Source organism: Duganella sp. Dugasp78 (genome assembly GCF_059491455.1).
This window is the reverse complement of record NZ_CP168506.1, coordinates 6266159-6288489: the sequence shown is the minus strand read 5'-3', so window position 1 is coordinate 6288489 and position 22331 is coordinate 6266159. Positions and strand designations below refer to the sequence as shown.

At 64.5% G+C, this 22331-nt stretch carries 14 protein-coding genes; 9 read left to right on the top strand and 5 right to left on the bottom strand.

Annotated features, from left to right (window positions below):
• Window positions 1–4: 4 nt before the first annotated feature.
• Window positions 5–3193, top strand: coding sequence for an efflux RND transporter permease subunit (locus ACEN9O_RS27800; protein WP_495615024.1), 3189 nt, complete (start codon window positions 5–7; stop codon window positions 3191–3193).
• 1 nt (window position 3194) lies between these two features.
• Complete coding sequence (locus ACEN9O_RS27795) at window positions 3195–4688, top strand: efflux transporter outer membrane subunit (RefSeq protein WP_495615023.1); 1494 nt, start codon at window positions 3195–3197, stop codon at window positions 4686–4688.
• Window positions 4689–4850: 162 nt separating this feature from the next.
• Here the strand turns inward: ACEN9O_RS27795 and ACEN9O_RS27790 are convergent, their stop codons facing one another.
• Window positions 4851–5198, bottom strand: coding sequence for a hypothetical protein (locus ACEN9O_RS27790; protein WP_495615022.1), 348 nt, complete (start codon window positions 5196–5198; stop codon window positions 4851–4853).
• A gap of 176 nt (window positions 5199–5374) precedes the next feature.
• On the opposite strand from ACEN9O_RS27790, the gene ligD reads away from it, so the two are divergent.
• Together ligD and ACEN9O_RS27780 are read left to right on the top strand one after the other, a co-directional pair.
• On the top strand, window positions 5375–7894 hold the full coding sequence (ligD, locus tag ACEN9O_RS27785) for a DNA ligase D (protein WP_495615021.1): 2520 nt from the start codon (window positions 5375–5377) through the stop codon (window positions 7892–7894).
• 92 nt (window positions 7895–7986) lie between these two features.
• A complete protein-coding gene (locus tag ACEN9O_RS27780; RefSeq protein WP_495615020.1) occupies window positions 7987–8676 on the top strand; it encodes a PEP-CTERM sorting domain-containing protein in 690 nt (229 codons plus the stop codon).
• A gap of 18 nt (window positions 8677–8694) precedes the next feature.
• On the opposite strand, the gene ku is transcribed toward ACEN9O_RS27780, so the two are convergent.
• Both ku and ACEN9O_RS27770 read right to left on the bottom strand, forming a co-directional pair.
• The gene (ku, locus tag ACEN9O_RS27775) at window positions 8695–9585 is read right to left on the bottom strand and encodes a non-homologous end joining protein Ku (protein ID WP_495615019.1); all 891 of its coding nucleotides are present in this window, start codon (window positions 9583–9585) and stop codon (window positions 8695–8697) included.
• 3 nt (window positions 9586–9588) lie between these two features.
• Complete coding sequence (locus ACEN9O_RS27770; protein WP_495615018.1) at window positions 9589–10605, bottom strand: SDR family oxidoreductase; 1017 nt, start codon at window positions 10603–10605, stop codon at window positions 9589–9591.
• 286 nt (window positions 10606–10891) lie between these two features.
• Here ACEN9O_RS27770 and ACEN9O_RS27765 point away from each other — a divergent pair, with 286 nt between their 5' ends.
• Window positions 10892–12274 carry a GGDEF domain-containing protein gene (locus ACEN9O_RS27765; protein WP_495615017.1) on the top strand — a complete coding sequence of 461 codons (1383 nt, stop codon included), beginning with the start codon at window positions 10892–10894 and terminating at the stop codon, window positions 12272–12274.
• Window positions 12275–12277: 3 nt separating this feature from the next.
• Here the strand turns inward: ACEN9O_RS27765 and ACEN9O_RS27760 are convergent, their stop codons facing one another.
• The gene (locus ACEN9O_RS27760) at window positions 12278–13414 is read right to left on the bottom strand and encodes a thiolase family protein (protein WP_495615016.1); all 1137 of its coding nucleotides are present in this window, start codon (window positions 13412–13414) and stop codon (window positions 12278–12280) included.
• Between the two features lie 87 nt (window positions 13415–13501).
• Here ACEN9O_RS27760 and ACEN9O_RS27755 point away from each other — a divergent pair, with 87 nt between their 5' ends.
• The gene (locus ACEN9O_RS27755; protein WP_495615015.1) at window positions 13502–14074 is read left to right on the top strand and encodes a TetR/AcrR family transcriptional regulator; all 573 of its coding nucleotides are present in this window, start codon (window positions 13502–13504) and stop codon (window positions 14072–14074) included.
• An 11-nt stretch (window positions 14075–14085) separates the two neighbouring features.
• Here the strand turns inward: ACEN9O_RS27755 and ACEN9O_RS27750 are convergent, their stop codons facing one another.
• Window positions 14086–15381 carry a porin gene (locus ACEN9O_RS27750; RefSeq protein WP_495615014.1) on the bottom strand — a complete coding sequence of 432 codons (1296 nt, stop codon included), beginning with the start codon at window positions 15379–15381 and terminating at the stop codon, window positions 14086–14088.
• 290 nt (window positions 15382–15671) lie between these two features.
• On the opposite strand from ACEN9O_RS27750, the gene ACEN9O_RS27745 reads away from it, so the two are divergent.
• From ACEN9O_RS27745 to ACEN9O_RS27735, 3 genes are all read left to right on the top strand, one after another.
• Window positions 15672–17318, top strand: a complete 1647-nt coding sequence (locus ACEN9O_RS27745) for a SulP family inorganic anion transporter (protein WP_495615013.1) — start codon at window positions 15672–15674, stop codon at window positions 17316–17318.
• 184 nt (window positions 17319–17502) lie between these two features.
• The gene (locus tag ACEN9O_RS27740; RefSeq protein WP_495615012.1) at window positions 17503–20052 is read left to right on the top strand and encodes an ATP-binding protein; all 2550 of its coding nucleotides are present in this window, start codon (window positions 17503–17505) and stop codon (window positions 20050–20052) included.
• Between the two features lie 55 nt (window positions 20053–20107).
• Entirely contained in the window at window positions 20108–22312 is a 2205-nt protein-coding gene (locus ACEN9O_RS27735; protein ID WP_495615011.1) for a two-component system response regulator, read from the top strand.
• Window positions 22313–22331 lie beyond the last annotated feature (19 nt).

Below are 22331 nucleotides of genomic sequence, written 5' to 3'. Positions count from 1 at the left end.
AACTATGAACATCTCTCGATTTTTTGTCGACAAGCCGATTTTTGCGGCTGTACTGTCGATCATTATCTTCGTCGCCGGCTTGATATCGATCTTCAAGCTGCCGATCTCGGAGTACCCGGACGTGGTGCCGCCGTCGGTGGTGGTGCGCGCGCAGTATCCTGGTGCGAATCCGAAGATCCTCGCCGAAACCGTGGCCGCGCCGCTTGAGGAACAGATCAACGGCGTCGAGAACATGCTCTACATGTCCTCGCAAAACACCTCGGACGGCGCACTGGCGCTGACCGTCACCTTCAAGATCGGCACCAACGTCGAACAGGCTGAAACGCAGGTGCAGAACCGCGTCCAGCGTGCGCTTCCACGCCTGCCGGAAGAGGTGCGTCAGATCGGTGTGACCACCGTGAAGTCGTCGCCCAACCTGACCATGGTGGTCCACCTGCAATCGCCGAACGGCCGTTACAACGACCTGTATCTGCGTAACTATGCAGTGTTGAACATCAAGGACCAACTGGCCCGCCTGCCCGGCATGGGTGAGGTGCAGCTGTTCGGTTCCGGCGACTACGCGATGCGTATCTGGCTGGACCCGCAGAAGGTGGCGCAGCGCGGCCTGACCGCCAGCGATGTTGTCGCCGCGATCCGCGAGCAGAATGTGCAAGTGGCGGCAGGTGTGATCGGCCAGGGCCCGACCAAGGGTGCTGACTTCCAGCTGACCGTGAACACGCAAGGCCGCCTGCAAAGCGAAGAAGAATTCGGCAACATCATCCTGAAGACCAACGGCGACGGCGCGGTAACGCTGCTCAAGGACGTGGCCCGCATGGAGATGGGTTCGAACTCGTATGCACTGCGCTCCCTGCTGAACAACAATTCGGCTGTGGCGATCCCTATTTTCGAAGCACCTAACGCCAACGCGCTGCAGCTGTCGGCCGATGTACGTTCGACGATGGCTCGCCTGTCGAAAGATTTCCCGGAAGGCGTCACGTACAGCGTTGTATATGACCCGACCCAATTCGTGCGCGAATCGATCCGCGCCGTGATCCACACCCTGGTCGAAGCGATCATTCTGGTGGCTCTGGTGGTGATCGTGTTCCTGCAAACCTGGCGCGCATCGGTGATCCCGCTGCTGGCCGTTCCCGTGTCGGTGGTGGGTACCTTCGCCGTCATGCTGGGCTTTGGCTTCTCGATCAACACGCTGTCGCTGTTCGGGCTTGTGCTGGCCATCGGTATCGTGGTCGATGATGCGATCGTGGTGGTGGAGAACGTTGAGCGCAACATCCAGAACGGACTGTCGCCGCACGACGCGACCATCCAGGCGATGAAAGAGGTGAGCGGTCCGATTATCGCTATCGCGCTGGTGCTGTGCGCCGTGTTCGTGCCGATCGCTTTCGTATCGGGCCTGTCCGGCCAGTTCTACAAGCAGTTCGCGCTGACCATCGCCATCTCGACCGTGATCTCCGCATTCAGCTCGCTGACGCTGGCTCCGGCCCTGGCCGCAGTGCTGCTGCGTCCACACGACGCACCGAAAGATGCGCTGACCCGCGTGATGGACAAGATCTTCGGCCGCTTCTTTGGCTGGTTCAACCGCGTCTTCGGCCGTGCATCGCATGGCTATGAAACCGGCGTGACCGGCGTGTTGAAGCGCAAAGGCGGTTCGCTGATCGTGTACGCCGTGCTGGCTGTCGCTGCGGGCTTCATGTTCAAGATCGTGCCTCCGGGCTTCGTTCCTGCGCAGGACAAGCAGTACCTGATCGGCTTCGCGCAACTGCCGGACGCCGCTTCGCTGGACCGCACCGACGCCGTGATCCGCAAAATGTCGGACATCGCCAAGGACATCCCAGGCGTGGCTGATTCGGTGGCTTTCCCTGGCCTGTCGATCAACGGTTTCACCAATGCGCCTAACGCCGGTATCGTGTTCACCCCACTGAAACCGTTCGAGGAGCGCACCAAGAAGAGCGAATCGGCTGAAGCCATCGCCGCTGAAATCAACAAGCGCATGGGCGCCATCGAAGGTGCGTTCGTGATGGTGCTGCCACCGCCGCCGGTCAATGGCCTGGGCACTACCGGTGGTTTCAAGGTGATGGTCGAGGACCGCGACAACCTGGGTTACGACGCGCTGTACAAGGCGATCCAGGCAGTGCAGATGAAAGCATGGCAGAACCCGAAACTGGCCGGCGTCTTCTCGAGCTACCAGATCAACGTGCCGCAGCTGTTCGCCGACATCGACCGCGCCAAGGCCAAGCAACTGGGCGTGCCGCTGCAGACGATCTACCAGACCTTGCAGATCAATCTGGGCTCGCTGTATGTGAACGACTTCAATCAGTTCGGCCGTACCTATCAGGTGCGCGTCCAGGCTGACCAGCAGTTCCGTTCGCACGCTGAAGATATCGCCCAGCTCAAGGTCCGCAACGACAAGGGCGAGATGATTCCGCTGTCGTCGCTGATGCGCGTCAAGGACAGCTATGGCCCGGACCGCGTACAGCGCTACAACGCCTACGTGGCTGCGGAGATCAACGGCGGTGCCGCTCCTGGCGTGTCGTCGGGCGAAGCGCAGGCTGAAATGACCAAGATCCTCAACGAGGTTCTGCCGAAAGGTATCGGCTACGAATGGACGGAACTGGTGTACCAGGACATCCTGTCCGGTAACACGATGATGTATGTGTTCCCGCTGTGCGTACTGCTGGTGTTCCTGGTGCTGGCCGCTCAATACGAAAGCTGGACCCTGCCGCTGGCGGTGATCCTGATCGTACCGATGTCGATCTTCTGCGCGCTGCTCGGTGTGAAGCTGACCCACGGCGACAACAACGTCTTTACGCAGATTGCCTTGTTCGTGCTGGTTGGCCTGGCCTCGAAGAACGCGATTCTGATCGTGGAGTTTGCACGCGAACTGGAACACCACGGCCGTAGCATCGTCGAAGCAGCGCTGGAAGCTTGCCGTCTGCGTCTGCGTCCGATCCTGATGACGTCGATCGCATTCATCATGGGCGTACTGCCGCTGGTGTTCTCGCACGGCGCCGGTTCGGAAATGCGTCATGCGATGGGTGTGGCGGTGTTTGCCGGCATGCTGGGCGTGACCTTCTTCGGCCTGTTCCTGACGCCGGTGTTCTACGTCCTGCTGCGCAAGCTGGCCGTGAGCCTGGAGAAGAAAAAACCTGCCGTGGCCGGCGACGCCGCTGCGGTAAAACTGGAAGGGACCCATTAATATGAACAAGCTGCATATGATCGCTAAAGGTGTGGCGCCCGTATTGGCGGCCTTGCTGATGACCGCATGCGCCGCGCCGGAATTCAAGCAGCCTGCGATGGACGTGCCGGTCGCGTTCAAGGAATCGCAGCTGCCCGCGCCGGTGAAGGTCGCCGCCGACGGCAGCACCTGGAAACAGGCGCAGGCCGCCGAAGCGCAACCGCGCGGCGAGTGGTGGCTGGCTTTCAACGATACGGCTCTCAATGAGCTGATCGCTGAAGCCACCAGGGCCAACGCCAACCTGGCAGTGGCCGCGGCCCGCGTCAAGCAGGCCCGCGCCATCGCCGGCATCGCCGAGGCGGACCGCATTCCGCAAGTGGGCGTCAACGTTGGCGCACAGCGTCAGCGCCAGTCCGACGTGGCGCTTGGCCTGCCGGCCGGAACGCCGGTCGCTCCGGGCAACGCGTTCAGCGCCAACCTGACGGCTAGCTACGAGGTCGACCTGTTCGGCCGTGTATCGTCGAACGTCAGCGCCGCCCGCAACGACGCCGCTTCTGTCGAAGCGACTTATCGTTCGGTGCTGCTGTCGGTGCAGGCCGACGTGGCGCAGACTTACTTCCGTCTGCGCGCCACCGACGCCGAACTGGAGACGTTGAACCGCACGGTGCAGACCCGCGAGGAAAACGTCAAGGTCAACCAGCGTCGCTTCGACCTGGGCGACATCGGCGAATTCGACCTGTCGCGCGCCAAGACCGAACTGGCCACGTCGCGTGCCGAAGCCATCGGCCTGCAACGACAGCGCGTGACGACCGAGCATGCACTGGCGGTCCTGCTGGGCAAACCGGCGGCCAGCTACACGGCCGGCGCCAGCCCGCTGCTCGACACCTCGCTGCTGCCAGTGATTCCGGCGGGCTTGCCGTCGTCGCTGCTGGAGCGTCGTCCCGACATCGCTTCGGCGCAGCGCACGATGGAAGCTGCCAACGCCCGCATCGGCGTCGCCAAATCGGCGATGTTCCCGGCGCTGACCTTGAACGCCAACGCCGGCGGCATTTCGGGTAATACCGTTGCCGACGTGTTCAAGTGGAGCAGCCGTTCGTGGGTGCTGGGCGCGTTGATGTCGATGCCGCTGATCGATGGTGGCCGCAACAAGGCCAATATCACCCGCAGCGAAGCAGCGCTTGAGGAATCGGTGGGCACGTATCGTCAGAGCGTGCTGGTGGCTTTCGCGGAAGTGGAAGACAACCTGGCGGGCCTGCGCATCCTGGCTGGCCAGACCGCGCAGATAGAGGATGCCGTTGTGTCGGCGCGTCGTTCGGCCGACCTGGCGCAGAAGCTGTATTCGGCTGGCCGTTCGAGCTATCTCGATTTGCTGGACGCGCAGCGCAACCTGGCGACGGTGGAACGCACCGCAGTGCAGTTGCGAGGCAATCGCGCGGTCACCACCGTGGCGTTGATACGCGCCCTGGGCGGCGGCTGGGATGGCGCCAACGCGGCAGAGAAGGTCGCGCAGCGATAAGCTGAACGGCCAATGAAAAACCCCGCTGGCACTGAGCGCGATCTTGATCGCGTTCGGGCCGGCGGGGTTTTTTGTTGGCTCGTCGTTCCCGCGAAAGCGGGAACCCATACTGAGCGTGCTGTCTATGGATTCCCGCCTGCGCGGGAATGACGGGGGCGAGAATTACTTGGTGACGACAGGTGCTGGTGCAGCAGCTGCTTCGGCTTTCTCGGCCTTGGCGTGGGCTTTGGCTTTGGTCTTGTGAGCCTTGGCGTGGGCGTCGGCTTTCTCGGCTTTTTCATCAGCCTTGGCGACGGCGACATCTTTCTTGGCTTCGGCTTCTACCTTGGCGGTCTTGGCTTCGGCCTTGACAGCGGTCTTGGTTTCTTTAGCGGTCGCTTTGGCGTCGGTCTTGGCTTCCTTGGCTTCTGCTTTCACGGCTGCTGGAGCGGCTGGAGCGGTGGCTGGGGTCTGTGCAAAAGCTGCGGTAGCGAACAGGCCGGCGATCAGGGTAGCGATAAGTTTGTTCATGATGAAATCCTCATTCAGGTTGATTTGGAGCCGGGACAATTCCCGTGTCACTGAGCAAAAAACGCGGCCCTGATGGCTGTCGTTGACGGGCTTTACATTCACTTACAAGCTCTCCAGATTGATTACATGTTGGTCAGCGCACGGAGTAGGCTGCCGCGCTGGCATAATCTGCTTGCATGGGAGACGCTCTTAAAACCTACAAGTCCAAGCGCAACTTCGCAATCACGCCCGAACCGGCCGAAGGGGGCGAGCAGGGCGGCGAGGCGCTGGCCTTCGTCATTCAAAAACATTGGGCCAGCCGCCTGCATTATGATTTCCGGCTGGAGCTCGATGGCGTCATGCTGAGTTGGGCCGTGCCCAAAGGCCCCAGTTACGACACCCACGACAAGCGCATGGCCGTGCACGTGGAAGACCATCCGATTTCGTACAACGATTTCGAAGGTACGATCCCGCCCAAACAGTACGGCGCGGGCAAGGTGATCATCTGGGACCGCGGCGTGTGGCGGCCGCTGGATGATCCACGCAAGGGACTGGCGGCGGGTAACCTGAAGTTCGAACTGGCAGGCCACAAGATGCACGGCCGCTGGGCGCTGGTGCGCATGAAGGGCAAGGGCGAAAAGCAGGAGCCGTGGCTGCTGATCAAGGAGAAGGACGACTACGCGCGACCAGCCGATGAGTTCAGCGTGGTGGACGAGATGCCGGACAGCGTCAAGGCACTGCCGCCCGCTGCCGCCGCAACTGCAGCCGCGCACGCACATGCGCCGCCATCGGCCGCGTCGGCGCAAGATGCGCTGGCGGACGCGCCCAAGGCCACCATGCCCGAAACGCTGTCGCCGCAACTGGCCACGCTGGTGGATGCGCCGCCATCCTCGCCCGAAGACTGGCTATTCGAAATCAAGTTCGACGGCTACCGCCTGCTGGCGCGCATCGACGGCAAGGACATCCGCCTGATCACGCGCAACGGCAACGACTGGACGCATCGCCTGCAAGCCCTGCGCGCCGCCATCGCCAAAATGAAGCTGCCGGACGGCTGGTACGACGGCGAAATCGTCGTCCACGACGACAACGGCCGCCCGGACTTCGGCCTGCTGCAAAACGCCTTCGACGAGAACAATCCCGCCGACATCGTCTACTTCCTGTTCGACATCCCGTTCCACGATGGCCACGATCTGCGCCACGCGCCGCTGGCGCAGCGCCGCGCCATCCTGCAAGCGCTGCTTGAAAAGAAGCCGTCCGATACGGTCCGCTTCAGCGCCGCGCTGGACGCGGCGCCGCAGCAGATGATCGCGGCCGCTTGCAGCATGGGCCTGGAAGGCATCATCGGCAAGCGCCGCGACAGCGGCTACAGCTCGCGCCGCAGCGGCAGCTGGATCAAGCTCAAATGCGGCCAGCGGCAGGAATTCGTCATCGGCGGCTACACCGATCCACAAGGCTCGCGCAGCGGCTTCGGCTCGCTGCTGCTGGGTACCTACGACAAGGACGGCAAGCTTCAATATGCGGGTAACGTTGGCAGCGGTTTCAATGCCGGCACGCTGCATGACATCAAAAACAAAATGGACAAGCTGGCTGCCGACAAAAGCCCGTTCGCGCCCAATCGCGACATCGACAAGAAAGCCCATTGGCTCAAGCCTGCGCTGGTGGCGGAAGTCAGCTTCGGCGAATGGACGCATTCCGGTTCGATCCGCCACGCCGTTTTCAAAGGACTGCGCAAGGATAAGAAGGCCGATGCCATCGTCCGTGAAGTCCCGGCCCACCTCAAGGAGCAAGCAGACATGCAGCCAGCAAGCACAGTGCAGGGCAAGCTGCCCGCCACACTCAAGGTCACCAACCCCGATCGCGTGATCGACAAACAAAGCGGCGCCACCAAGATCACGCTGGTGCGCTACTACGCGCTGGTTGGCGCGCTGATACTGCCGCACCTGAAGGGCCGCCCCGTATCGCTGGTGCGCGCGCCGGCCGGCGTCGGCGGCGAGTTGTTCTTCCAGAAGCACGCCGAGATCGGCAAGCTGCCCGGCGTTAAACATCTCGATCCCGCGCTCGATCCCGATCATCCGCCGATGCTGGAAATCGCCACCGAGCGGGGCTTGCTGTCGGCCGCGCAGTGGAACGTGGTGGAGCTGCATACGCAAAACGCCAACGCCTCCAGTTACGAGAAGCCCAACCGCATGGTGTTCGACCTCGACCCCGGCAAGGGCGTCACCTGGCCGCAGGTGCAGGAGGCGGCGCAACTGATGCGCGGCTTCCTCGATCACCTGGGTTTGCCGGCCTTCCTGAAGACCAGCGGCGGCAAGGGCCTGCACGTGGTGGTGCCGGTCCGGCCGGGTTATGGCTGGGATGAGGTCAAGGCGTTTTCGCAAGCTGTCGTCGCCCACATGGCGGAGCACATCCCGGAGCGTTTTGTCCTGAAGAGCGGGCCGCGTAACCGCGTCGGCAAGATCTTCATCGACTATCTGCGCAACGGGCGCGGTGCCACCACAGTCGCCGCGTGGTCGGCCCGCAGCCGGCCCGGCCTGGGCATCTCCGTGCCGCTGGCGTGGGAGGAGCTGGACGGCCTGCATGGCGCCGACCAGTGGACCGTTACCAACGTGCATACGAGGCTCGATGTCGGCAATGCGCCATGGGACGGCTACGACAAATCAGCCACAGGGCTGGCGCCGGCGATGAAAGTCATGGGGTTCAAGCCCGGCCGCTCATAAGTATTATCAAAGTGAAAATTATTATTTAATATTGACAATTGTTGTTATGAATGTTTTAATGACGGCTTGATACATAATTCAGGACTCTCCAGATGAAAAAGCTGCCCATTTTGTTAGCCGGTATGGCCTTGTTCGGCTCCGCCCACGCGACCGTCTTTCAATTTGATTTCACAGCCAAAGTGCAGGAAATGGTCGAGTTCTCGCCGCTGACGTTTAGCGGCGGCAAGGTTGCTTCCAGCAGCCTGTCGGGCAGCACCGTGTCGGTTGGCGATAATATCGTTGGTCATTTCAGCTACGACACCGAAACCGGCGTGTTCAGCCACTTCGGCGGCAGCACCATGTATGCCGCCCCTACGGCCGGCAATAGCCTGGACGTCAGCATCGGCGGCGCCAACATCGGTTTGAGCGGCGCGACCTACAGCAGCACCAATGTGCAGGTCGCCGATAACGCAGCCGCCTTGGGTGGCGCGGACAGCTTTGGCGTCGCCAACGTCTCGACCAATGCCTACGCATCGCAGATGATGGCGGTGAGCTTCTTCGACAAATCCGGCCTGGCCCTGAGCGCATCGACCATGCCGGGCAAGCTGGACTTCTCCAACTTTGGCCAGTCGAGCTTTTACTACACCTATTCCTCCAACGCGACCCATGCGATGATGGGCGCGAACGGCGAGCTGACGTCGGTGACGATCACGCAGGTGCCGGTGCCGGTTCCCGAGCCGGAAACCTATGCCATGCTGCTGGCCGGTCTGGCGGCATTGGGCTTGAAAGCACGCCGCCGTTAATCAGCCGCCAAGCGGCCGCTAGGCCGCTCCGGCGCGCGCGCGGGATGCGCTGCGCGCTGCGGGGCGCCTGGCCGTGGTTTTAGCTTTCGGGGCATGGCCGGATTTCGCCGGCCGCTTGCCCAGGCTGTCCTGCAACAGCGCCACCAGATCCACCACGTTCGACGACTTGGCCGCCTTGGCTTCCGGCTCGGCAGCGGTGATGGTCTTGGTCTGGCCGGCCTTCACCTTTTTCTTCACCAGTGCCAGCACGTCGTCCTTGTAGGTGTCGTGGTACTGCTCCGGTTTCCACGGCTCGCTCATGCCCTCGACCAGCGACAGCGCCATCTGCAGCTCCTTGTCGCTGATGCCGGCCGCCTTCATGGTGGCGGGCGGCAGCTTCAATTCTTCCGCGCTGCGGATCTCGGCCGCATAGCGCAGCGTGTTCAGCACGATCTTGTCCTCGTCGCAGACCAGGGCGCACAAGTGCTGCTTGGTGCGTATCACCACCGTGGCGATGGCGATCTTGCCGGCCTTGCGCAGCGTCTCGCGCAGCAGCGCGTACACCTTGGCGCCGCCGCGCGCCGGTGCCAGGTAGTAGGGCTGTTCGTAATAGGTCAGCGGCACCTCGGCTGCGTCGACGAAGGCCTGGATGTCGATCGTGCCCGTGGCCTCCGGGTTGGCGCGCTTGAGGTCCTCGTCCGACAGCACCACGTACTCGCTGTCCTCGTACTCATAGCCTTTGACGATATCGTCCCAGGTCACTTCCTTGCCGGTGTTCTTGTTATAGCGCTTGTAGCCGACCGGCGAGAAGTCGCGCCGGTCCAGCATCGTCAGATCCAGCTCGTGCTCCTGCACGGCCGAATACATCTCGACCGGAATGTGCACCAGCCCGAAGCTGATGGCACCTTTCCATAACGCGCGCGCCGCCATGGCTCACTCGCCGACGCTGCCGGTCACCGGCAGCACGATCCCGGTGATGTAGCTGGAGCAGCAGGGCGCCGCCAGGAACACATAGGCCGGCGACAGCTCCTGCGGCTGCGCGGGCCGCCGCATGTCGGTGTCGGTGCCGAAATGCGCCACCTTCTCGGCCGGCGCGTCGGCCGGGTTCAGCGGCGTCCACACCGGCCCCGGTGCGATGGCGTTGACCCGTATGCCGTGCTCCAGCAGGTTGGACGCCAGCGACATCGTGAACGCATGGATCGCGCCCTTGGTGGTGGAATAGTCCAGCAGGTGCTTCGAGCCTTGCAAGCCGGTGACCGAGCCCGTATTGATAATGGCCGCGCCGCGCTTCAGGTAGGGCAGCGCCGCCTTGGCCATGTGGAAGTAGCCGTAGACGTTGGTCTTCATGGTCAGGTCGAAGCGCTCTTCGGTCAGGTCGGCCAGCGATTCGGCGTGCTCCTGGAAGGCCGCGTTGTTGACCAGGATGTCGAGCCGGCCGAAGCGCTCGTACACCTGCTCGACGGCGCTGCGGCAGAAGGCGGCGTCGCGTACGTCGCCCGGCAGCAGCATGCAGCTCTGGCCTTCCGCCTCCACATAGCGCTTGGTGTCGTTGGCGTCCTCGTGCTCGTTCAGGTAGAGGATGGCGACGTCGGCGCCTTCGCGCGCATACAGCACCGCGACCGCGCGGCCGATGCCGGAGTCGCCGCCGGTGACGATGGCCACCATGCCGGCCAGCTTGCCGCTGCCGCAGTAGTCGGGCGCGAGGAATTCGGGCTTGAGCTGCATCTCCGCCTCCAGCCCCGGCTTTTCCAGGTGCTGGGCCGGCAGCGGCGTGCCGGGGTAATCGTGCTCGTTGGTTTGCACCGGACCCTGACGGTCGCCGATCTGGCTGGCGCGTCCTTCCTGCTTGCTGCGCTGGTCCGATTGATCCTGACGTTGCTGAATCTCGCGCTGCATGCTGGCCGCGCCGTGATCCGCGCCGTGATCCGATTGATGCGTGGTATTTGCCATGGCGTCCTCCTTGGAGTACATAGTATTGGCGGCTATGTGTCCGATGACGGTGCGCTCGTTCACACAAAACCACGACCCAACTAGTTTCCTAGGGAAATATTCTAGTCTGCAATACAAAAAATATTGCTAATTATGAACTTTATGGCACACTAGCAGAGGGGACACATTTAATGATTTTAAAAGCATATGTAGGAGCAACATAATGGCGGACCGGACCACTAGCGTAGGTGTCTTTTTTAACGCCACGGGCGGGCGGCGCGCGGAGTTTCAGGCGTGCTGCGGGGAGATGTTTTCTCAGCTGAGCATGACGGAGCACGTCGACGCCACAGCTGCGGCCCTGGGCAAGCGCCACGTGGATTTGCTGGTGCTGGACCTGAACGGCTACGAGCAGCTGAGCGAGCTGGCAGGAATCGGCGCGCTGATACGGGGCCGCGCCGGCGCACCGGTGCTGGTGCTGTGCGCCTATGAACACAGCGCCTGGCTGCCGGAGCTGATGACCTACGGCCAGTTCGACTACCGCATCTGCCCGGTGCTCAGCGACGAGTTGCAGCAAGCCGTGCAGCAGGCGCTGGCGGTGCCGGCCGATGCCGCCGCCGCCATGCAGCAGGCCTTGCTGGACAAGGAAAAGGAACTGCGCGACCTGCTGGGCGTGCAGCGCAGCCTGCAGCGCGCGCTGAGCGGCATCGACACCGTCGAATCGATGTCGGCGCAGATCTGCCTGGCGCTGTGCAATTTCCCGGGTGTGCGCCATACCGCCGTGCTGCACATGAAGGAGCGCGGCGACCTGCAGCTGGTGGCGCAGGAGTCGCGCAACCACCTGGACCTGGCGCGCCTGCTGCAACGGCCCGACCGCCTGCTGCAATCGCCGCTGCGCGACGTGTTCCCGCCGCTGCTGGCCGTGTCGCGCGGCGAGATGGTGCTGCTGGACGCGCCGGAAAAAGCCGGCGACCCGGAACTGGCGATGCTGCTGCACGACCGCTGCGTGCGCATGGTGCTGGCGCTGCCGCTGCGCGCCGAGCCGGGCAGCCCGGAAATGGGCGCGATCTGCCTGATGTTCGACCGTCACATCACCTTCTCGCGCGAGCAGTTCGCCTGCTTCGCCAGCCTGGCGCAGTTCGTCAGCTTCGGCCTGGGCATGAGCGAATTGAAGCACCAGAACGAAGAATTGTCCGGCCGGATTTCCTTGATGAGCACCATCGACAGCGCCACCGGCGCCGCCAACCGCCGCGCCGGCGAGGACATGCTGGACAACGAAATCCGCCGCGCGCGCCGTTACGGCCTGCCGCTGGCGGTGCTGTCGTTCGACGTCGCCAGCTTCCAGTCCGTAAACGATTTATACGGTTCCCCGGTCGGCAGCCAGGCGCTGCGCGCGGTGGCGGAGGTCGTCAAGGGCCGGCTGCGCACCTCCGACATGCTGGCGCGCATGCGCGGCGAAGAGTTCCTGATCGTCGCCACCCACACCACGGCGGCCGACGCCATGCGGCTGGCCGAAAAGCTGCGCGGCGCGATCGCCGAAGCGGACCTGCCGCGCAATGGCGAGGTGGTGATCAGCCTGGGCGTGGCCCAGGTGGGGGCGGACGAGGGCAGCGGCGCCGTGCTGGACCGGCTGGACGCCTCGCTGCACCGCGCCAAGCGTGCAGGCCGCAACTGCATCGACCTGGCGCAGTAAGCTTCAGATTTTTTCCAGCACCGTCGCCACACCCTGGCCGCCGCCGACGCACTGGGCGGCCAGCGCGTAGCGGCCGCCGGTGCGCGCCAGCAGCGCCGCCGCCTTGCCGGTGATGCGTGCGCCGGTGGCACCCAAAGGGTGGCCGATGGCCATGCCGCCGCCATCGATATTCAACACCTCCGGCCGTATCCCCAGTTCGCGCACGCTGGCCAGCGCCTGCGAGGCGAAGGCCTCGTTAATCTCCGCCACATCGATATCGCTGGCCTGCAGGCCGGCCAGCTTCAGCGCCTTGCGCGTCGCCGGAATCGGGCCGATGCCCATCAGCGCCGGATCGCAACCCACCGCCGCCATCGCGACGATGCGCGCGCTCGGCTGCAGGCCGTGCTTGCGGGCGAATTCCTCGGTCGTCACCAGCACCGCTGAGGCGCCGTCGGTCAGCGGCGACGAGGTGCCGGCCGTAACCACGCCGTGCTCGGGATCGAACACCGGCTTCAATGCGGCCAGCGCTTCGAGCGTGGTAGCGGGGCGGATGCAGCCGTCTTCGGCCACCACCTCGCCAGCGCCGGTGGTGATCGGCACGATTTCATCCTTCAGCAAGCCGGCGGCGCGGGCGCCGGCAGCCTTCTGGTGCGACTGCAAGGCCAGCAGCTCCTGGTCGGCGCGCGACACCTCGTATTTGCGGGCGACGTTTTCTGCGGTGTCGCCCATGCTGATGTAGGCGTCGGTTTCCGCCAGCAGCCGCGGGTTGGGCGAGAAGTTGTAGCCACCCTGCGGCACCATCGTCATCGATTCGACGCCGATGCACAGATAGGCCTCGCCCAGGCCGGCCTCGATCTGCGCGGCGGCGATGTGGATGGCCGACATCGACGAGCCGCAGAAGCGGTTGATCGTCATGCCCGGCACCTCATGCGGAAAGCCGGCCAGCAGCGAGACGATGCGCGCCAGGTTGTTGCCCTGCGAGGATTCCGGATAGGCGCAGCCAAGGATCACGTCGTCCAGCAGCTTCGGGTCCAGGCCGGTGCGCTGCATCAGGCCTTGCACCACCTGGGCGGCCAGGTCGTCGGGACGGACTTCGGCCAGCTTGCCTTTGCGGGCGAAATGGAAGGGGGAACGGGCATAGGCACTGATGACGGCTTTCATGGCTGAACTCCTTTAATGATGATCGTAATGATTGATATATTACGCTCGTAATGTATAATGTCAAGAGACGTAATGAAGGAGGCCGGCATGAAAGTCAGCAGGGAACAAGTGGCGCTCAACCGCGAGCGCATCGTTGAAACGGCGGCGCGGCTGTTCCGCGAAAAAGGCTACGACGGCATTGGCGTGGCCGATCTGATGAAGAGCGCCGGCCTGACGCACGGCGGCTTCTACGGCCACTTCGCCTCCAAGGAAGACTTGCTGGCCGAGGCCGCCGCGCATGCGCTGAAAAAATCGGTGCAGCGCTGGCAAGGATATCTGGCCGAAGGGCGCGACACGGCGCTGGAGAAAATCAGCGACGGCTACCTGACCCGGCAGCATTGCGAGCATCCGGAGAAGGGCTGCTCGGTCACTGCGCTGGGTGCGGATATCGCGCGCCTTGGCCCGAAGGCGCGCCACGCCCTGACCGAGGGCGTCAACGGGCAGATGGCGGTGCTGGAAGAGTTGATGCCGGGCCAGGACCCGGCTGCACGGCGCAGGCAGGCGCTGGCCACTTATGCCTCGATGGTCGGCGCCATCGTGCTGGCGCGCGCCGTCGACGACGAAGAGCTGTCTGCGGAAATCCTGCAGGCAGTGCAGCAATCGCTGCCTGCAGGATCGTAGGTGCCCCTGCGTCAGAAGCGGTGGCGCATGCCGACCTGGATGCCTTTGCTGGCCTCGCCCGGCTTGGAGGTAAATCCGCCCGAGGCGCTGGCAGCGCCGATCGCATACTGCCCATCGCCCTGATTCCTGATGTAGGCCGCCACCATGTACAAATCGGTGCGCTTGGACAGGTTGTGGTCGTAGCCCAAGGCGAACTGGGTGGCGTCGCTGCCGGACGCGGTCCTGTCGTGCTGGCGCGCCACCGAAGCCATGATCCGCCCGGCGCCGATCTGGTAGTGGAAGCCGATCTGGGTGCTGGCGGCGTCTAGGTAGAAGGTGCGTGCGAGCGTGCGGTGCAGTTGGCCCGCCAGCATCGGCCCGAGCGCCGGGCCGAAGGCGGCGAAGGTCGGGGCCAGGGCGGCATCGGCGTACAGGATGATCACCGAGTTTTCGTTGCGCTGCCGGTGGTAGCCGGCGAACAGTTTCCAGTCGCCGGCCTTGTAGGAACCGCCCAGCGTGGTGGTGACCAGGCCCGGATTGCCGAGTTGATCGGTGCCATGGTTGTGACCGAGGCCGGCATCCACCCCGTTTGCCTTGTAGAACAGGTTGGCGCCCCAGGAGCGCTTGTCCATACCGATGTAGCCCGAGTTCTCGGTGCCGTACATCAGCGCGGCACTGACGCCGTTCGGTGATTGCACCCGGTATTGTATCGATTTGTCGGAACGGATCGCTACGCCCGCTGTCAACAAGCCGCCGGTGCCGCCGACGATGCCGCCCCAGCCACCGGCTGTGCCGGTTTCGAACACGTCGGCGTTGGCCAGCACTTCGTAGCCGGGTGTGTACATCCGTCCAAGCAGGATGGCGCCCGCTGGCGTCACCAGGCCCACCATCGACGTGCGGTCGAATATGGCGCCGTTGATATTGACGTTGACCGCGGGCTGCAGCGCGCCTCGCACGCCAGCCAGCAATTTGGCCGCGGTGGCAGCGCCGCCGGCGGCGGCCGGTACGCTGAAGTCCAGGCCTTTGGTCAGGGCGTAACCTTGGTTGCTGGACAAATTGCCCGCCTGGTTGCTGCCATTGTCGAGCTGGACGCGCATCTCGAGGTTGAAGACGGCCTTGTAGCCGCCGCCCATGTCTTCCGCACCCTTGAATCCCAGGCGGGAACCGTCGGCAATGCCGCTGACCAGTTTGGTCCGGGCGTCGTTGCCGCCGTTGTTAACGTACATTAAGCCGGCATCGGCGATCCCGTAGACCACGACCGATGACTGGGCCAGGACGGGGGCGGCGCAACAGGCGGCGATCATGCCGGCAAGTAATTTTGTTTTCATATGTCTCCGTGTCTCCAATAGGTATCTGTTTTTGTTTTCGGTTTTTAAGACCGAACGTTCGTTCTATTTAGAACGTTTCCTCAATATGCCTGTGCTGCCGGCACTTGTACAGAACGCCGCGCGTGGCGAGAGATTTGGAGTTGCAAAAGAGACACAAGTGCGTTTTGCTACCACGACTGCAGCTTGTCTTATGTGTTTTTCGTATATGTAAGAATAAAAAACGTCTAAGACTGGGCCGCCCATGGCCGATGACGTAGACTGGCGGTATTTCTAGTTCCGTGGACAAACAAATGCTGCATTGGTTGAAGCACTACCGGCGCGAACTGCTGGCCGGCGATATCTCCGCCGGCCTGGTGGTGGCGATGATGATGATTCCGCAGGGCACCGCCTACGCACTGGTGGCGGGCCTGCCGCCGGTGGTCGGGATTTACGCCAGCATCCTGCCGCCTATCATCTACGCGCTGTTCGGCAGCAGCATGACGCAGTCGGTGGGGCCGATGGCCATCATCTCGCTGATGACGGCCACCGTCATCGGTCCGCTGGCGCCGGCCGGCTCCTCGCTGGCCGCGGTGCTGGCGGCGCAGCTGGCGCTGATCTCCGGCGCGGTGCTGCTACTGTGCGGCGTGCTGCGCATGGGCTTCCTGGCCAACTTCTTTTCCCGTCCGGTGATGAGCGGCTTCACCGTCGGCTCGGCGCTGGTCATCGCCTTCGACCAGCTGCATACCTTGCTCGGCGCCGAACTGCCGCAGGTGCACATGCCGAGCGCCGCTCTGGGCGTCGGTTCGCTGCTGGTGCTGGTGCTGTCCAGGCAGTACCTGGCCGGCCTGCTGAAACGCTGCGGCATGCGCCCGGCGGCGGCCGATATCGCCGCCAAGCTGGCGCCGATGGCGGTGGTGGTGGCCGGCATCGTGCTGATGGCCAGCACCGGCCTGGCCGCCATGGGCGTGCGCACCACCGGCGCCATCCCCGGCGGCCTGCCGCACCTGAACCTGGCCAGCTCCAGCGCGCACTGGAAGCCGCTGCTGCAACCCGGACTGCTGATCGGCTTTATCATTTTCCTGATGTCGATGTCGGCGGCGCAGTCGCTGGCGCTCAAGCGCAACGAAAAGCTGGTCAGCAACCATGAGCTGATCGGCCTGGGCGCGGCCAACGTCGCCAGCGCGCTGACGGGCGGCTTCCCGGTCACCGGCAGCCTGTCGCGCTCCGCCGTCAATTTCGCCGCCGGCGCCCACACGCCGCTGGCCAGCCTGATCACCGCCGCGCTGCTGGCCTGCGCGCTGCTGGCGCCCACCGGCTGGCTGGCGCTGCTGCCGCTGCCGGTGCTGGCCGCGACCATTATCGTCGCCGTGCTCGGCCTGCTCGAACTGGACATCGTGCGCACCGCCTGGCAGTACGACCGCGGCGACGTGCTGGCCTGGGGCGCCACCTGCCTGGGCGTGCTGGTGCTGGGCGTGGAGGCGGGCGTGGTGGTCGGCGTGGCGCTGTCGATGGGCACCCTGATCTGGCGCGCCAGCCGGCCGCACATCGCGGTGCTGGGCCGCATCGCCGGCACCGAGCACTTCCGCAATATCGAACGCTATCCGGCCGAGACCCAGCCGGAACTGCTGGTGCTGCGCATCGACGCCAATCTGTTCTTCGGCAATATGGAGGCGGTGGTCGAGCGCATCGAGTGCGAGCTGGCCACCCACGCCAGCGCGCGCCACCTGGTGCTGGTGATGACGGCGGTCAGCTCGATCGACACCACCGCGCTGTACGCGCTGTCGGAGCTGAACCAGGGCCTGAAGCGGCGCGCCATCGGCCTGCACCTGGCCGAGGTGAAGGGGCCGGTGCTGGACCGCCTGCGCAACAGCGCGTTGCTGCGCGAGCTGAACGGACAGCTGTTCCTGAGCACCGCCATGGCCTGCGACCATTTACATCCTGCCAAGGATGTTGCTTGAATGTGTAAAAACTTGCTGTTCCTGTAATTTAATCCTTTCGAGCAACAAAATGCATGGACTTCAGGTCGGTTTACTCCTATGATTTAAGTCGAAGGACAATAGCTCGAAGCGCAGACTAACCCCAAAGAATGGTTATCCGATGTTGGACCAACTTGCTCGCCGTGCAGGAAGAGTATCGATTGCCGTGTTCGTCAGCGTCACGCTGACCGCCGTGGTGACGCTGGTATTGACCACGTTTGCGCTGTACTTCTACCAGGTCGAGCGCGCCCAGCGCTGGGAGCAGCTGCACAAGACGCTGGCCAACAGTGCCGAGGAGCTGGCCGCGGCCGTGGCGCTACCGGCCTGGAACTTCGACGAGACCCAGATCGTCACCATCATGAAGAGCGGCTTGAGCAACCGCGACCTGTACGCCAGCGCGGTGGCGCCGGTGGCCAGCAACCATCCCTTCATCATCACCCGCAACGACCAGGCGCAGCTGGTGGCCGCCAGCCGCATGCCGGACAATCCGGAGCTGCTGTCCGAGCGGCGCGCCATCGTCGCCGGCGGCCAGAACATCGGCGTCATCACCGTGTACGCCTCGCCGGCCGGCCTGATCGAGCAGCTGCGCCAGCGCCTGTACACCATTGCCGGCATGATCTTCGTGCTGGACGTGACGCTGGTGCTGAGCCTGTACCTGCTGCTGTGGCAGCTGATCCTCAAGCCGCTGACCACCATCGAGCGCTACGCCGCCAACGTCAAGGCCGGCCAGAATCCGGGCGCCTTGCCGCCCAGCGACTGGTTCTTCGGCGAGCTGAAAACCCTGAACGGCTCGATCCGCGAGATGGTGCGCCTGATGGACAGCCGCTTTGTCGCCATGCACGCCAGCGAGGAGCGGCTGCAGATCGCCAGCAGCGCGGCGGCGATCGGCATCTGGGACTGGAACATCCCCAGCGACGAAGTGGTGTGGGACGAGCAGATGTACCGCCTGTACGGCGTCGAAGGCCGCAAGGTGGAGCGGCCGTTCGAACTGTGGCGCAGCATGATGCACCCCGACGATGCCATCCCCACCATGGCGCTGCTGCAGCAATCGCTGGAAGGCCGGGCCGAATTCGACGTCGAGTTCCGCGTGGTCTGGGCCGACGGCTCGGTGCACCATATCAAGGGCGACGCCATGATCTTCCGCGACGCCGACGGCCAGCCGGCGCGCATGGTCGGCGTCAACTACGACGTCACCGCCAGCCGCGAGGCCGAGCAGGAACTGCGCCGCCACCGCATCCACCTGGAGGACCTGGTGGCCGAGCGCACCAACGCGCTGTCGGTCGCGGTGCTGCAGGCGCAGGCCGCCAACCAGGCCAAGAGCATCTTCCTGGCCAATATGAGCCACGAGCTGCGCACCCCGCTCAATTCCGTGATCGGCTTCTCGCGCCTGATGGCCGACTCCAAGAACATGCTGCCGGAAGAGAAGCGCAACCTGGCCATCATCCACCGCTCCGGCCAGCACCTGCTCACGCTGATCAACGACATCCTGGAACTGTCCAAGATCGAGGCCGGCCGCGCCGTGCTGCAAACCGAGGTGGTGGGCCTGGACGACATGCTGCAGGAAGTGATGGACATGGTCAGCATGCGCGCCGGCCAGACCGGCGTCGAGCTGGAGCTGGACGCCGCCGGCCTGCCGTCCGGCGCCCGCGTGGACGGCACCAAGCTGCGCCAGGTGCTGCTCAACCTGATGTCGAACGCGGTCAAGTTCACCGGGCAGGGCAAGGTCACGCTGCGGGTGCGCGGCGACACGCGCAACAACAATATGCTCAACGGCGCCAACGGCGGCCGCTGCGAGCTGGAATTCGCCGTCAGCGACAACGGCCCCGGCATCTCGCCCGCCGACCAGGCGCGGATTTTCGAACCCTTCATCCAGGCCGAGGGCCCCGGCGCGCATGAGGGCACGGGCCTGGGCCTGACCATCTCGCGCGAATTCGTGCAGCTGATGGGCGGCGAGCTGACGGTGCAATCGGCGCCGGGCGCCGGCGCCACCTTCCGTTTCGCCATCCCGGTGCAGGTGGCCGACGGCGCGCCGCTCGATGGCGAAGACGATGAAGTCATGGCGCTGGCGCCGCCGCAGCGCGGCCGCCGCGTCCTGGTGGCCGACGACAACGCCGACGGCTGCGCGCTGCTGGAAAGCCTGCTCCAGCCGCTGGGCTTCGAGGTGGCGGTGGTGGGCGACGGCGCGCAGGCGCTGGCGATGGTCGACGTCTGGCGGCCGGACCTGGTGTTCATGGACTGGCGCATGCCGGCGCTGGACGGCTTGAGCGCGACGCGCCAGATCCGCGCCAACGCCGCCGGCCCGCAGCCGCGCGTGGTGATGCTGACCGCGTCCGCCTTTGCCGAGGAACGGGAAGAGGCGCTGGCGGCGGGTGCCGATGAATTCATGCGCAAGCCGGTGGAGCAGGACCAGTTGTACGCGGTGCTGGAGCAGCAGCTGGGCGTGCAGTTCCAGCGTCGCCACCACAGCGCGCGCCTGCCCCTGCCGTCGCCGTTGTCGTGCGACGACCTGGGCTTGCTGGATCCGGCGCTGCGCCATCAGCTGAAGACCGCCCTGCAGGAACTGAACCTGGCGCGCGTGGCGCTGTTGCTGGCGCCGTTGCCGGAGGAGCTGGGCGAGGTGGTCGAGCGCATCGAGCACATGATACGGCTGCACCAGTATCCGCAGCTGTGCGGTTTGCTGGATGAAGCGGGGAATGAGTTGGAAGCACAAGCCTGACGGGTATATCATGGTGGCGATCAATATGGCAGCAAACCAGGCGAGAGAGCATTACATGCATCGGGATTTGTCGGAACAACACACCAAGGGCGAAGTGCTGATCGTGGAAGACACGCCAGCCTCGCTCAAACTGCTGAGCGACCTGCTGACCGAGGCGGGCTACTACGTGCGCCAGGCGCCCAACGGCGAGCTGGCCCTGTGGACCGCGCAGTCACGTCCGCCGGAGCTGATCCTGCTCGACGTGCGCATGCCCGGCATCGACGGTTTCGAGGTGTGCCGCCGCCTGAAGGCCTCGCCGGAGCTGAGCCAGGTGCCGGTGATCTTCCTGTCGGCCCAGCATGACACCGACGACAAGGTGCGCGGCTTCGCGCTGGGCGCGGTGGACTTCATCGCCAAGCCGTTCCAGGCCGAGGAAATCCTGGCCCGCACCGACGCCCACGTGCGGCTGGGCCGCGCCCAGCAGGCGCTGGCGGCCGAACGCGCCTTGCTGGAGGAGCGCGTGATCGAGCGCACCACCGAGCTGGCCGCGCTGGCCGCGTCGCTGGAAAAGGAAGTCGAGCAGCGCCGCGCCAATGAAGAATTCATGCGCCTGTCCAGCCAGGTGTTCGAGGCGACCCAGGACGCCATCGTCGTCACCGACCGCGATGCGCGCATCGTCGCCACCAACCCGGCCTTCACGCGGATCTCCGGCTACAGCGCGGACGAGGTGGTGGGGCAGAGCGTGGCGCTGCTGCACGCCGGCGAGCCGGACGCCCAGTCCTTCGAGCTGATGGCGCAGTCCATCGCCAAGACCGGCCACTGGTCGGGCGAGGTCCTGGCGCGCCGCAAGAGCGGCGACACCTATCCCGGCCTGCTGAGCGCCTCGGTGGTCAGGGACGAGCAGGGCCACGTGATCAACCACGTGGCGGTGTTCATGGACCTCACCGAGCGCAAGGCCGAGCAGCACCTGATCGATTTCCTGTCCAACCACGACGCGCTGACCGGCCTGCCGAACCGCCTGCTGGCGCGCCAGCGCTTCGAGCAGACGCTGGCCGCGGCCAAGCGCGAGCACCGCTGCGTGGCCGTCATGTGCCTGGACCTGGACCGCTTCAAGAGCATCAACGACTCCTACGGCCACGACGTCGGCGACAAGGCGCTGCAGGTGGTGTCGAAGTTCCTCAGCGAGACGGTGCGCGAAGGCGACATCGTGACGCGCCAGGGCGGCGACGAATTCCAGATCATCGTGCCGGACGACGCCCAGCTGGGCGCGACGATGGCACTGGCGCAGAAGATCCTGGGCGGCCTGCGCAAGGAACTGATGATCGACGGCCAGCAGATCACCGTCACCTCCAGCATCGGCATCGCCGTCAGCCTGACCGACGGCGAGAGCTTCGATGAGCTGGTGCGCAACGGCGACACCGCGCTGTTCCGCGCCAAGGAGATCGGCCGCGACAACTATGCCTTCTTCACCGAGCGCATGGACGCGGAGATCCGCGACAAGCTGGCGATCCAGGGCCAGCTGCGCGGCGCCATCGCGCGCGACGAATTCGAGGTGCACTACCAGCCGCAAATGTGCCTGAAGACCGGCGCCATGCTGGGCGCGGAAGCGCTGCTGCGCTGGGACAGCGCGGTGCTGGGCAAGGTGCCGCCGAACCGCTTCATTCCGCTGGCCGAGGAGTACGGCCTGGTGAACTCGATCGGCGAGTGGGTGCTGGAGAGCGTGTGCGCACAGATCAAGGTGTGGCACGACCAGGGGCTGGGCGACATCAAGGTGTCGGTCAACCTGGCGGCCGGCCAGTTCGCCAACGACGCCACCGTGCCGTACGTGGAAAGCACGCTGCGCAAGTTCGGCATCGCGCCCGAGTACCTGGGCCTGGAGATCACCGAGGGCACGGTGATGGGCGATCCGGACAAGGCGGTGGCGGCGCTGCGCCGGTTGAAGGACATTGGTGTCAGCGTCTCGCTGGACGACTTCGGCACCGGCTACTCCAGCCTGAGCTATCTGAAACGCTTCCCGATCGACGTGCTGAAGATCGACAAGTCCTTCGTCGACGACGTCACCACCAACGCCAACGACGCCGCCATCGCGCTGTCGGTGATCTCGCTGGCGCACAACCTGAACATGCGCGTGATCGCGGAGGGCGTCGAAACCCGCGAGCAGGTGCAGTTCCTGACCGAACGCGGTTGCGACGAGATGCAGGGCTACTACTTCAGCCGTCCCGTCAGCGCCGAAGCCTTCACCGCGCTGCTGCGCGAGCGCCGCAACCTGTTGGACATGTAATCAACCTTCCCACTGGAGC

Coding starts and splice junctions, on each gene's coding strand:
- ACEN9O_RS27800 (WP_495615024.1), top strand. CDS start 5: ATGAACATCTCTCGATTTTTTGTCGACAAGCCGATTTTTGCGGCTGTA.
- ACEN9O_RS27795 (WP_495615023.1), top strand. CDS start 3,195: ATGAACAAGCTGCATATGATCGCTAAAGGTGTGGCGCCCGTATTGGCG.
- ACEN9O_RS27790 (WP_495615022.1), bottom strand. CDS start 5,198: ATGAACAAACTTATCGCTACCCTGATCGCCGGCCTGTTCGCTACCGCA.
- ligD (WP_495615021.1), top strand. CDS start 5,375: ATGGGAGACGCTCTTAAAACCTACAAGTCCAAGCGCAACTTCGCAATC.
- ACEN9O_RS27780 (WP_495615020.1), top strand. CDS start 7,987: ATGAAAAAGCTGCCCATTTTGTTAGCCGGTATGGCCTTGTTCGGCTCC.
- ku (WP_495615019.1), bottom strand. CDS start 9,585: ATGGCGGCGCGCGCGTTATGGAAAGGTGCCATCAGCTTCGGGCTGGTG.
- ACEN9O_RS27770 (WP_495615018.1), bottom strand. CDS start 10,605: ATGGCAAATACCACGCATCAATCGGATCACGGCGCGGATCACGGCGCG.
- ACEN9O_RS27765 (WP_495615017.1), top strand. CDS start 10,892: ATGTTTTCTCAGCTGAGCATGACGGAGCACGTCGACGCCACAGCTGCG.
- ACEN9O_RS27760 (WP_495615016.1), bottom strand. CDS start 13,414: ATGAAAGCCGTCATCAGTGCCTATGCCCGTTCCCCCTTCCATTTCGCC.
- ACEN9O_RS27755 (WP_495615015.1), top strand. CDS start 13,502: ATGAAAGTCAGCAGGGAACAAGTGGCGCTCAACCGCGAGCGCATCGTT.
- ACEN9O_RS27750 (WP_495615014.1), bottom strand. CDS start 15,381: ATGAAAACAAAATTACTTGCCGGCATGATCGCCGCCTGTTGCGCCGCC.
- ACEN9O_RS27745 (WP_495615013.1), top strand. CDS start 15,672: ATGCTGCATTGGTTGAAGCACTACCGGCGCGAACTGCTGGCCGGCGAT.
- ACEN9O_RS27735 (WP_495615011.1), top strand. CDS start 20,108: ATGCATCGGGATTTGTCGGAACAACACACCAAGGGCGAAGTGCTGATC.